Here is an 11,471-nt window from a genome sequence, read left to right as displayed (position 1 = left end):
CCACAGTCCAAGACGGACTTACGGTCGGCGCCGTGACTGATACAGGAGTGGACGTCGTCCTCCCTTGCCTCGACGAAGCGGGGGCGCTCCCCGGTGTGCTGGCCGGCCTGCCGCCGGGTTACCGCGCGATCGTGGTCGACAACGGCTCGGCCGACGGCTCGCCCGAAGTGGCGGCCTCGCTCGGCGCGAAGGTCGTCCACGAACCGCGTCGCGGCTACGGCGCGGCCGTGCACGCGGGGCTGGAAGCCGCCACCGCGGACATCGTGTGCTTCGCCGACGCCGACGGTTCCCTGGACCTCGGCGACCTGCCGCGGCTGGTGACCGCGGTCGAGGACGGCGCCGACCTGGCCGTCGGGCGGCGGGTGCCGACCGGGCCCGGCGTGTGGCCGTGGCACGCGCGAGCGGGCAACGTCGTGCTCGCGCAGCTGCTGCGAAGCCGCGGGCTGCCGGTGCGCGACATCGCGCCCCTGCGCGCCGCGGACCGCCGGGCGCTGCTCGGCCTCGGCGTCGCCGACCGGGCGTTCGGCTACCCGCTCGAGCTGCTGATCAAGGCGCAGCGTGCCGGGTGGCGGGTCCGCGAGTTCGACGTCCGCTACGGCGAACGCGCCAAGGGCACGAAGTCGAAGGTGTCCGGCTCGATGCGGGGCACGCTGCGCGCGGTCCGCGACTTCGGGCGGGTGCTGGCGCGATGACGAACCCGTTCATCCTGCTGGTCGTGGCCAAGGCGCCGGTGCCGGGACTCGCCAAGACCCGGCTCTGCCCGCCGGCGTCACCGGCCCAGGCGGCGGAGATCGCCGCGGCGGCGCTGCTCGACACGCTCGACGCCGTCTGCGCGGTGCCCGGCGCCGCGCCCGTCGTCGCGATGACCGGCGACCTCGGCGCCGCCGCCCGGTCCGCCGAGATCGGCCGCGCGCTGCGCCGCGTCACCGTGATCGCCCAGCGTGGCTGGGACTTCGGCGCCCGGCTGGCGAACGCCCACGCGGACGCCGCCGCCGTCCACGCCGGTCTCCCGGTCCTGCAGATCGGTATGGACACTCCGCAGGTCACGCCGTCGTCCCTCGCCTCGGCGGCCGCGCCGGTCGTGCACGGCGGGCAGGACGCGGTCCTCGGCCCGGCCCTCGACGGCGGCTGGTGGGCGCTGGGCCTCGCCGACCCGAGGCACGCGCAGGTCCTCGCGGGGGTCCCGATGTCCCGCGACGACACCGGCGAGCGCACGCTGCGGGCGCTCACCGCGTGCGGGCTGCGGCCACGGCGCACTCTTGAACTGTCCGATGTGGACACGATGGCCGACGCCCGGGTCGTGGCGGCGACGTGCCCTCGCGGCCGGTTCGCCCGCGCCGTCGCGGCGGTCGACGGACGGGCGGTCGCGTGATGACGGCCCCGGCGACCACCGGCCACGAGTTCGACCACGGCCTGCTCGGCCACCGGTGCTGGCTCGAACTGGCGACCGGTGAACGGATCGAGCTGCCGGTCGAGCGGTGGAGCAAGCCGTCCGACGGTGACGAAGTTCTGCTCGGCGCCTGCACCGGCCCGACGATCGACATCGGCTGCGGCCCGGGCCGGCTCACCGCGGCGCTGGCCGAGCGCGGCGTCCTCGCGCTGGGCGTGGACACCTCTCGCACAGCCGTCGCCCTGACCCACCGACGCGGCGGAAATGCGTTGCACCGCAACGTCTTCAACCGCCTTCCCGGCGAAGGTCGGTGGCGGCACGCGCTGCTCGCCGACGGCAACATCGGCATCGGCGGTGACCCGGCGGCGCTCCTGCGCCGCACCGCGCAGCTGATCGCCGCCGACGGCGACGTCCTCGTCGAGCTCGAGCCGCCCGGCCACGGCCTGCGGCACGAGCGCGTCCGGCTGCGCCCCGGCCACGCCGACGTCGCCTGGTTCGGCTGGGCGTGGGTCGGCGTGGACGCGATCGCCGAAGTCGCCGTGCGGGCCGGGCTGCGCGTCGACTGGACCACCCGGCACGGTCACCGCTGGTTCGCGCGATTGGAGCGGTCGTGAAGCTGCCCGTCCCTGATGAGAAACAGTTCACGGCACCGGCGCACAACGAGCGCGTGACGTCGAAGATCGGGCTCGCGCTCGCGGTGACGTTCACGACGTGCTTCGTGACCGGCCTGATCAGCCACCTGATCCAGCACCCGCCGTCGTGGTTCTTCTGGCCCAGCCGTCCGGTCGGGCTCTACCGCGTCACGCAGGGGCTGCACGTGATCTCCGGCGTGGCGTCGATCCCGTTGCTGCTGGCGAAGCTGTGGAGCGTCTACCCGAAGCTGTTCGGCAGGCCGCTGGTCCGGTCGCTGCCGCACGCCGTGGAGCGGCTCTCGATCCTGGTGCTTTCGGGTTCGGCGTTCTTCGAGCTGACGACGGGGTTGCTGAACGTCGCGCAGAACTACCCGTGGGGCTTCTACTTCCCGCAGGTGCACTACGCGGTGGCGTGGCTGGCGATCGGGTCGATCCTGGTGCACGTCGCGGTGAAGCTGCCGATCATCCGCCGGGCACTGACCCGAGTAACCGCCGAGGAAGAACCACCACCGGCGGCGGGCCTGTCCCGGCGCGGGTTCCTGCTGACGACGGGGCTCACGACGGGCGTGGCGGTCGTCGCGACGGCCGGGGCGACGGTCCCGTTCCTGCGCGGCGTGTCGGGCCTGGCGTGGAAGACGAGCAAGGGAACGCAGAACCTCCCGGTGAACCGCACGGCGGCGGCCGCGGGAGTCACGCAGTCGGCGCGGGCCGCATCGTGGCGCCTCGCGGTGGTGACCCCACGCGGCACGGCGACGTTCTCCTTGGACGAACTGCGCGCGCTCCCGCAGACGACGGCCGAGTTGCCGATCGCGTGCGTCGAGGGCTGGAGCCAGTCGGCGACGTGGCGCGGGATCTCACTGCCGACGCTGCTGAAAGCGACGGGCGCGCAACCGGGTACGACGGTTCGAGTGTCCTCTTTGGAGCGTTCGGGATTGTACGGCTCGAGCGTCCTGCCGGGCGAGCACACGGCCGACGAGCTGACGCTGCTGGCACTCGAGCTGAACGGCGAGGTGCTGGACATCGACCACGGCTTCCCGTGCCGGATCATCGCCCCGAACCGGCCGGGCGTGCTGCAGACGAAGTGGGTCACGAAGCTGGAGGCGCTGTGAAGACGGCCCGAGTGATCCTCGCGTTGCCGGGGTTGGCGGCACTGGCGTGGGGCGTGGTGCTGTTCGCCGAGTACGCGCTGCCGTTGCGCCCGGACGTGTACGGCACGATCGGCTGGATCATCGGCGGCCCGGTGCTGAACGACGGGGTGATCGCCCCGCTGACGGCGGTGCTCGGCCTCATCCTGGCGCGCGTCCTGCCGAAGCCGTGGCGAGCGCCGGTGGTGACGGGCACGGTGATCACGGGAGTGCTGGCGATAGTGGCGTTCCCGCTCCTGTGGCGCCCGTACGGAAACCCACCGATGCCCGGCCTCCACGACGGCAACCCAGCGCTCGGCCTGGGCCTCACGGTCGCGGCGGTTTGGCTGCTGGTGGTCCTGTGGGCGGTCGCGCTCCAGGTGGCCCGCAAGGGCGACCCAGCGGCCGCACCAGCCGACCGCTCCAGCACGCGGACGGCTCAGCCGAGCCCACCGGGCGGGCCGCAGGAGACCCAAACCGACTCGCCGAGCCGCCCGGCCGACCCGCGCGGTGGACAACCCGGCACCCAGGCCGCTCCACCCGCCACGCAGGCCAGCCCGGCGGCCGTCGAGCCGGTCTCCCAGCGGGAGACCCAAGCCGACTCGCCGGGCCCGCAGGCCGCCCCAGGCACGCAGGCCGACCCACCGGCCACGCGAGCCGACCACCCCGGCACGTAAGCACCCACCCGCACAAATGCGGCCACGCGCGACCGGCATCGAGTGCCTGGTCGCGCGTGGCCTTGTGGGTCCGGCCCCGAGATGCGGGGGTCGAGCCGATGCTGGTCTCGGCCGCGCCGAGGCGGCCGAGCGTCTTAAACCTCAGTTCGCCGGGACCGGCTGGCCGCCGAGGGTCACCTCGACCGTGCGGCCGTCCGACAGCGTGAACTTCGCCTTCTCGTCCGGGGCTCGCGTGCGGACCGCCGCCACCAGGGTGTCGGCCTTGTCGATCGTGCGGTCGTCGATCTTGGTGACGATGTCGCCCGCCTTCAGGCCGGCCTTCTCCGCCGGGCTGCCCGCGGTGATCGCGCCGAGCTCGGCGCCGCCCTGCGGGGCGTCCTTCACCTGGGCGCCGATGTACGTCTGGATCGCCTGGCCGGTCTTGATGATCGTGTCCGCGGTGCGGCGTGCCTGGTCGATCGGGATCGCGAACCCGATGCCGACGTTGCCGCTCTCGGAACCGCCCTGGCCCTGGCCGGACGCCGACTGCGGGCTGTAGATCGCCGAGTTGATGCCGATCACCTGGCCGGACATGTTCGCGAGCGGACCGCCCGAGTTGCCCGGGTTGATCGCCGCGTCGGTCTGGACCGCGTCCATCACCGTCTCCTGGCCGCCCTGGCCGCCGCCCGCGCGCACCGGCCGGTGCAGCGAGCTGACGATGCCCGACGTGACCGTGCCCGCCAGCTCGAACGGCGAGCCGATGGCGACGACCGACTGGCCGACGCGCAGGTCGTCGGACCGGCCGAGCTCCACCGGGGTCAGGTTGCTGGCGCCGTCGACCTTGACCACGGCGATGTCCGTCGTCGGGTCGCGGCCGATGATCTTCGCCGCGGCCTTCTTGCCGTCCTGGAACACCGCCTGGATCTGGCCGCCGTTCGCGGCGACCTCGACGACGTGGTTGTTGGTCAGGATGTAGCCGTCGGTGCTGATGACGAACCCGGAGCCTTCGCCCGCGCCCTGCTGCCCGGCCACCTGCAGCTCGACGACGCTCGGCGACAGCTTCTGCGCGACCGCCTCGACCGAACCCGCCGGCGCGTTGCCGGTCTGCTGGGCCGGCTTCGGCGCGTCGAGCGCGTTGCCGACCGGACCGGACGACCCGCCGGTCAGGTAGCCCACCGTGCCGCCGGCAATCCCGCCGACCAGCAGCGCGACCAGCGCGACGCCGGCGAGCAGCTTGCCGCCGGAGCGCTTCGCCGGCGGAGGGGGCGGGGCGTACCCGGGCTGCGCGTACGGGTTCGGCGGCGGGTAGACGCTCTGCTGCTGGGTCTGGCCGGCCGTGGCGCCCTGCGCGGACCAGGGGTTCGGCGTCGCGTAGGACGGATCGGCCCCGGTCACCGCGTGGTAGGTCGGCTCCGGCGCCGAGTACTGCGGCGTGCCGCCGGACTCGGGCGCGGCGGCCTGCTCACCGTACGGGCTCCCCGCCCAGCCGCCCGGCCTGCCGGATTCGGGCTGGCGCGGCGCCGCGGGGTCGTGCGCGCTGGGGTCGTTCTCGGTCATGTCATCACCTTGCGGGACGGTCCTGAGAGGTTCCTGAGCCGAACCTGTGCATCGGAGATGAGTATGGCCGCTCAGCCCGCGGCGCGGAGCCGTTCCGCGATCTGCTCGGGCGTCGCGTCGTTGACCCACACCGCCATGCCCGATTCGGACCCAGCCAGGTACTTTAGCTTGTCCTTCGCGCGCAGCACGGAGAACAGTTCCAGGTGGAGCCAGCCGAGGTCGCGGTCGCGGTGCACCGGCGCCTGGTGCCACGCCGCGATGTAGGGCAGCGGCCGGTCGTACAGGGCGTCGCAGCGGCGCAGGACGTCGAGGTAGACGTCGGCGAAGTCGTCGCGCTCGGCGTCGGTCAGCGCGGGGATGTCCGGGACCTGCCGGTGCGGCACGACGTGCACCTCGATCGGCCAGCGGGCCGCCGGCGGCACGTACGCCGTCCAGTGCTCGCCGGACGCCACCACGCGCGCGCCGGACTTCCGCTCCGCGGCCAGCACGTCGCCGAGCACCGGGCGGCCGTGTTCGGCCTGGTAGGCGCGGGCGACGTCGAGCATGCGCTCGGTCTTCGGCGTGACGAACGGGTAGCCGTAGATCTGCCCGTGCGGGTGCGACAGCGTGACGCCGATCTCCTCGCCGCGGTTCTCGAACGGGAAAACCTGCTCGACACCGGGCACTTCGGACAGTCCGGCCGTGCGGTCCGCCCAGGCGTCCACCACGGCACGCACCTGCTTCGCGCTCAGCCGCGAAAAAGCGCCGTCGTGGTCGCTGGTGAAGCAGACGACCTCGCACCGACCGCGCCCGGGCCGCACCGGCACCAGCCCGAGACCATCCACAGTGGACGGTTCGCCGACGACATCCTCGGCGAAGGACGGGAAGCGGTTCTCGAAGACGACGACGTCGTAGTCGCTTTCGGGGATCTCACTCGGTTTGCCCGGCTTGCTCGGGCACAGCGGGCAGAGGTCGGCGGGCGGCTTGTAGGTGCGCGTCTGCCGGTGCGCGGCCATCGCGACCCATTCGCCGGTCAGCGGGTCGAGGCGGATCTCCGACGCCGCCGAGACCGGCGGCAGGTCGCGGGTGTCCTCGGCGACGCGCTCGGGCGCGCCGGGCTGGTCGAAATAGATGATCTCCCGGCCGTCGGCCAGGTGTCGTACGGTGCGCTTCACGCTTCTTGGGCCTCGTCCGTCTCCGCCGTCTCGGCGATCATGAGTTCTCCCGCCCGTTCGGCGAGGATTTCCTTGGCCTCGTCGGGGATCCCGTCGTCGGTGACGACGACGTCGGCCTCGTCCAGGTCGGCGATCGTGGAGATCCCGACCGTGCCCCACTTGGTGTGGTCGGCGAGCACGACCAGCTTTCGCCCGGCCTCGACCAGCGCGCGGTCGGTCTCGCTCTCGGTGAGGTTCGGCGTGGTGAACCCCGGTCCCTCGGCCATCCCGTGCACGCCGAGGAAGACGACGTCGAGGTGCAGCGACCGCAGGCTGTGCACGGCGACGGGCCCGACCAGCGCGTCGGACGGCGTGCGCACCCCGCCGGTGAGCACGACGGTGCGGTCCGGCTGCGTCGACCCGCGCAGGACGTCGGCGACCTGGATCGAGTTGGTGACGATGGTGAGCCCGGGGATGGCGTCGAGCGCGCGGGCGAGCGTCCACGTGGTGGTGCCGGCGGAGATGCCGATCGCGGTGCCGGGCCGGACGAGCGTCGCGGCGAGCTCGGCGATGGCTTCCTTCTGCGCGCGCTGGCGGACGGACTTGGCCTCGAACCCGGGTTCGTCGGTGCTCTTGCCGATGACGGAGGTGGCGCCGCCGTAGACCTTCTCGACGAGCCCGCGGCCGGCGAGGACGTCGAGGTCGCGGCGCACCGTCATGTCGGACACGCCCAGCCTGGTCACGAGATCACTGACCCGGACCGCGCCGGTCCGGCGTGCCTCTTCCAGGATCACCGCCTGTCGCTGACGCGCCAGCACCGTTCACTCCGTCCCCGTCGAGCCCCAACCACACAAAATCCTACACGATTCAACACGGGATTCGCAGGGCAGGCGAGGGTGAACTTTCGAAAGAGCAGGTCACGGCGCGATCGACGGAACCACGCCCCAGCCGAACACCACCACCACCGGCGGGGAGCGCGCAACCCACCTGAGGGCGATCAGCCGGGCGCCCCCGGCAACCGGATCGTCATCAGCGCGCCGCCTTCGGGCGCCCGTGACGCGTACACCGCGCCGCCGTGGCGCTCGGCCGCGTGCTTCACGATCGCCAGGCCGAGGCCCGATCCGGGCAGCGTCCGCGCCTCCGACGAGCGGTAGAACCGGTCGAACACCTTGGGCAGGTCCTCCTCGGCGATGCCCGGGCCGGCGTCGGCCACCTCGACCACCGCCGTGCCGTCGCCGAGCGGGTACAGGCGCACCCAGACCGTCGCGTCCGGCGGCGAGAACTTGACCGCGTTGTCCAGCAGGTTCAGCACCGCGCGTTCGAGCGAGCTGTTGTCGCCGGTGAGCACCCACGGCTGCAGCGAGACGTCGAAGTTGATCTCGCCCGCGCGGCGCCGCGCCCGGTCGAGCGCGCGCTCCACGACGTCCAGCAGCTCCACGCGCTCGAACCGCTCGCGCGGCTCGTCCTGGCGCGCGAGCTCGACCAGGTCGCCGATGAGCTGGGTGAGCTCGTCGAGCTGGCCGCTGATGTCGGCGACGATGTCGATCCGGTCTTCGTCCGGCAGCGGCGGCGCGCCCGGCTTGCTCGCGGCGAGCAGCAGCTCGAGGTTGGTGCGCAGCGACGTCAACGGCGTCCGCAGCTCGTGGCCGGCGTCCGCGACGAGCTGGCGCTGCCGCTCCTGCGAGTCCGCGACCGTGCCGAGCATGGTGTTGAAGCTCTGGGTGAGCCGCGCGAGCTCGTCGTCGCCGCTGACCGGGATCGGGCGCAGGTCGCCCGTCTTCGCGACGCGCTCGGCGGCCGAGGTCAGCCGGTCGACCGGGCGCAGGCCGGCGCGCGCGACCGCCGTGCCCGCCGCGGCCGCGACCAGGATGCCCGCCCCGCCGATCAGGAACAGCACCAGCGCGAGCTCGTTCAGCGTGCGCTTGGTCGGGCCCATCGACTGGGCCAGCACGATGGCCTCGCCGTGCGAGGTCGGCAGCGCGACCACGCGGCTGTCGGTGCGGAAGTCCGTCCGCAGCGACTCCGCCGAATCACCGTTCGCGACGGCCAGCTCGTCCGCCCCGAACGGCGGCGGCGAGCTCGACAGCGGGTACGTCATCACGGCGTGCTGGACGTCGGGCGCGGCGTCGAGCTGGCCGATCTGCAGGTCGGCGCTGGCGAGGAACGCACCGGGGACCTGCTGCAGCTGGGTGTGCACCTGCGGCGACTTGACCGCGGCCTGCGCGCGCGCCAGCAGGCTGTCGTCCAGCTGCTCGTAGAGGTTGCTGCGCACGACCATGTAGGCGCCGAGCGAAACCAGCGCCACGGCACCGGCGACACACGCGGCGGCGAGCAGCGTCACCCGGCCGCGCAGCGAGAACCGGCGCGTTCCCCACCGGGTCCCGCGGGGATCGCCGGGATCGGTCACGGCGGGGTTTCCCGCAGGACGTAGCCCACCCCCCGGACCGTGTGGATCAGCCTCGGCTCCCCCTCGGCCTCCGTCTTGCGGCGCAAGTAGCCGACGTAGACCTCCAGCGCGTTGCCCGACGTCGGGAAGTCGTAACCCCATACTTCCTCCAGGATCCGGCCCCGCGTGAGGACGTGCTTCGGGTAGGAGAGGAACAGTTCCAGCAGTGCGAACTCGGTCCGGGTCAGGCTGATCTCGCGTCCGCCTCGGCGGACCTCCCGCGTGCCGGGGTCGAGCGTCAGGTCCGCGAAGGACAGAACCTCCGAGGCCTGGCCGTTCTGGGCTTCCGGCGAGGCCCGGCGCAGCAGCGCCCGCAGCCGGGCGAGCAGCTCTTCCAGCGCGAACGGCTTCGGCAGGTAGTCGTCGGCGCCGGCGTCCAGACCGGACACCCGGTCGGAGACGGTGTCGCGGGCGGTGAGCACGAGGATCGGCAGGTCGTCGCCGGTGCTGCGCAGGCGGCGCGCGACCTCCAAGCCGTCGAGCCGCGGCATCATGACGTCGAGGACCATCGCGTCCGGCCGGTCGGCGATGATCGCCTCCAGCGCCTGCGCACCGTCGCTGGCCAGCTCGACCTGGTATCCGTTGAACTCCAGGGACCGGCGGAGCGACTCACGGACGGCGCGGTCGTCGTCCACCACAAGGATGCGCATGGCTGTAGTTTTACGCAGCGTGCTGAGACCCGCCTAAGAACACACACAGAACACACAAAGAGAATCCTCACTCCGGTGCCCGCGCGACCGGCGCGTTCCAGTGCCGCCAGAGCGCGACCATCCGCACGGCGACGACGACCGCGGCCGAGACGACGGTCACCGGCCCGGCGGGCAGTCGCAGAGCGTGACCGGCGGCGACGAGCACCGAGCCGGCCAGCGCGGCCACGGCGTAGATCTCCTTCCGCAGGACGAGCGGGATTTCCCGAAGCAGCAGATCGCGCACGGCGCCGCCGCCGATCCCGGTCGTCATGCCGATCAGACACGCGGCGTAGACGGTCGCGCCGGCGTTCAGCGCGATGGTCGTCCCGGCGGTGGCGAAGACGCCGAGCCCGAGCGCGTCGGCGAGCAGCACGCCGCGCCGCAGCCGGGCGACCTGCGGGTGGAAGGCGAAGACGACCAGGGCGGTCACCGCGCAGACGGCGAGGTAGGGCCAGTTCCGCAGCGTCGTCGGCGGGTGGATGCCGAGCAGGACGTCCCGGATGACCCCGCCGCCGAGCGCGGTGGTGAGCCCGACCACGACGACGCCGAAGACGTCGAGCCGAGCCCGCACGGCGGCGAGCGCCCCGGACGCCGCGAAGGCGACGAGCCCGAGGAACTCCAGCGCCGTGAGCAGCATGTTCTACTGGTCGAGCAGCCCGCCGCGGTAGGCCAGCAGCGCGGCCTGCACCCGGTTCGCCGCGCCGATCTTCGAGAGCACGGCGGAGACGTACCCCTTGACGGTGGCTTCGGACAGGTGGAGCCGCCCCCCGATCTCGGCGTTGCTGAGGCCTTGGCCGATGAGCGCGACGACCTCCCGTTCGCGTTCGGACAGTGAGGCGAGCAGCTTCCGCGCGGGCTGGGCGGCGCGCTGTTCGTCCCGATGCGACTGAACCATCCGAGCGGCGACCCCGGGATCGAGCACGGCCCCGCCGCGCGCGAGGTCCCGGACGGCCCGCAGGAGAGCGGCGGGGTCGATGTCCTTGAGGAGGAAGCCGTTGGCCCCGAGCCGCAGGGCGAGGCTGACGTACTCGTCGATGTCGAAGGTGGTCAGCATGGCGACGGTGGGCGGATCGGGCAGGGCGAGGATGGCCCGGAGGGCGCGGATGCCGTCATCGGGAGCCCGCATCTTGATGTCGAGCAGGGCGACGTCCGGGTGGTACCGCCGCGCGACCTCGACCGCGGATCTGCCATCGCTCGCCTCGCCCACGATCTCGATGTCCTGGGCCCCGGACATCATCGCGCGCAACCCCGAGCGCACCAGTTCCTCGTCGTCGGCGAACATGAGCTTGATCAACGAAGCCCTCCGCAACAGCCGGTGGAGGCGGCTCCCCGCATCCCGTTAACGAAGGTTACCTACTGTTGTTCAGCAGTTCGAAACCAGACACGACCAGGTGACCCACTGGTCCGTCCAGGTCAGGTGCGGTCCGCCGTCCGGCTGGGTGTATCCGCCATGTGGGAGGACGGTGAGAACCACTCACCTGGGTGACGACGAGAGTCGGGTTGTCCCAGGGCTCACCCACGACGTCGGCTCGCGCCTCGTTCCCACCAGTCGATTGTCTCGCCCTCGTCAGCCATGCGCCGGATGGTGTGCGCGGTGATCTCGACGTGCGAACCGGACAACTCGCAGAACGTCCACAGCTTCTGTGTCGCGCGGTGGTACTGGTGGATCACTTCGTCGACCTCGAAAGCGTCGAGTTCGCCGGCCCGATGGCGGTCGACCGCGTCCGCGACTCGCGCGACCAGCTCGGCGAGCCGCGCCTCGTGGTAAGCCGCCACAGCGTCACGAGCTGCCCGGCGTTCACTCTTCGGCCCCACAGCGGCACGATATCCGCCAGTACCGTGAA

13 protein-coding genes are annotated in these 11,471 nt (G+C 72.5%); 5 read left to right on the top strand and 8 right to left on the bottom strand.

Annotation, left to right across the window (positions count from 1 at the left end; all coding sequences use genetic code 11):
* Positions 1-47 precede the first annotated feature (47 nt).
* The 5 genes from QP939_RS20175 to QP939_RS20155 are packed head-to-tail and all read left to right on the top strand — an operon-like array spanning position 48 to position 3,823.
* Positions 48-692, top strand: a complete 645-nt coding sequence (locus tag QP939_RS20175) for a glycosyltransferase family 2 protein (protein ID WP_285459797.1) — start codon at positions 48-50, stop codon at positions 690-692.
* Complete coding sequence (locus tag QP939_RS20170; protein ID WP_285458372.1) at positions 689-1,372, top strand: TIGR04282 family arsenosugar biosynthesis glycosyltransferase; 684 nt, start codon at positions 689-691, stop codon at positions 1,370-1,372. Before QP939_RS20175 ends, QP939_RS20170 begins: the two co-directional genes overlap by 4 nt.
* A complete protein-coding gene (locus tag QP939_RS20165) occupies positions 1,372-2,004 on the top strand; it encodes a methyltransferase domain-containing protein (RefSeq protein WP_285458370.1) in 633 nt (210 codons plus the stop codon). Before QP939_RS20170 ends, QP939_RS20165 begins: the two co-directional genes overlap by 1 nt.
* Positions 2,001-3,131: a molybdopterin-dependent oxidoreductase gene (locus QP939_RS20160; protein WP_285458368.1), complete on the top strand. Its 1,131-nt coding sequence runs from the start codon at positions 2,001-2,003 to the stop codon at positions 3,129-3,131. The genes QP939_RS20165 and QP939_RS20160 overlap by 4 nt, the downstream gene beginning before the upstream one ends.
* A complete protein-coding gene (locus QP939_RS20155; RefSeq protein ID WP_285458367.1) occupies positions 3,128-3,823 on the top strand; it encodes a hypothetical protein in 696 nt (231 codons plus the stop codon). The genes QP939_RS20160 and QP939_RS20155 overlap by 4 nt, the downstream gene beginning before the upstream one ends.
* Before the next feature lie 141 nt (positions 3,824-3,964).
* On the opposite strand, the gene QP939_RS20150 is transcribed toward QP939_RS20155, so the two are convergent.
* The 8 genes from QP939_RS20150 to QP939_RS20115 form a co-directional block, all read right to left on the bottom strand.
* Complete coding sequence (locus QP939_RS20150; protein WP_285458366.1) at positions 3,965-5,359, bottom strand: S1C family serine protease; 1,395 nt, start codon at positions 5,357-5,359, stop codon at positions 3,965-3,967.
* A gap of 71 nt (positions 5,360-5,430) precedes the next feature.
* On the bottom strand, positions 5,431-6,513 hold the full coding sequence (galT, locus tag QP939_RS20145; RefSeq protein WP_285458365.1) for a galactose-1-phosphate uridylyltransferase: 1,083 nt from the start codon (positions 6,511-6,513) through the stop codon (positions 5,431-5,433).
* Positions 6,510-7,310: a DeoR/GlpR family DNA-binding transcription regulator gene (locus QP939_RS20140; protein ID WP_285458364.1), complete on the bottom strand. Its 801-nt coding sequence runs from the start codon at positions 7,308-7,310 to the stop codon at positions 6,510-6,512. The genes galT and QP939_RS20140 overlap by 4 nt, the downstream gene beginning before the upstream one ends.
* A gap of 179 nt (positions 7,311-7,489) precedes the next feature.
* Positions 7,490-8,899 carry a HAMP domain-containing sensor histidine kinase gene (locus tag QP939_RS20135; RefSeq protein WP_285458363.1) on the bottom strand — a complete coding sequence of 470 codons (1,410 nt, stop codon included), beginning with the start codon at positions 8,897-8,899 and terminating at the stop codon, positions 7,490-7,492.
* Positions 8,896-9,588 carry a response regulator transcription factor gene (locus QP939_RS20130; protein WP_285458362.1) on the bottom strand — a complete coding sequence of 231 codons (693 nt, stop codon included), beginning with the start codon at positions 9,586-9,588 and terminating at the stop codon, positions 8,896-8,898. Before QP939_RS20130 ends, QP939_RS20135 begins: the two co-directional genes overlap by 4 nt.
* A 67-nt stretch (positions 9,589-9,655) precedes the next feature.
* Entirely contained in the window at positions 9,656-10,264 is a 609-nt protein-coding gene (locus tag QP939_RS20125) for a trimeric intracellular cation channel family protein (RefSeq protein WP_285458360.1), read from the bottom strand.
* Between the two features lie 3 nt (positions 10,265-10,267).
* Entirely contained in the window at positions 10,268-10,921 is a 654-nt protein-coding gene (locus tag QP939_RS20120; RefSeq protein WP_003087851.1) for a response regulator, read from the bottom strand.
* A gap of 218 nt (positions 10,922-11,139) precedes the next feature.
* Positions 11,140-11,442: a hypothetical protein gene (locus QP939_RS20115; RefSeq protein ID WP_285458359.1), complete on the bottom strand. Its 303-nt coding sequence runs from the start codon at positions 11,440-11,442 to the stop codon at positions 11,140-11,142.
* Between the last annotated feature and the right edge of the window lie 29 nt (positions 11,443-11,471).

Origin of the sequence: Amycolatopsis nalaikhensis (genome assembly GCF_030264295.1) — a bacterium.
Classification (GTDB): Bacteria; Actinomycetota; Actinomycetes; order Mycobacteriales; family Pseudonocardiaceae; genus Amycolatopsis; species Amycolatopsis nalaikhensis.
Note: the sequence above shows the minus strand (reverse complement) of the source record. Positions and strands in the feature narration are given on the sequence as shown.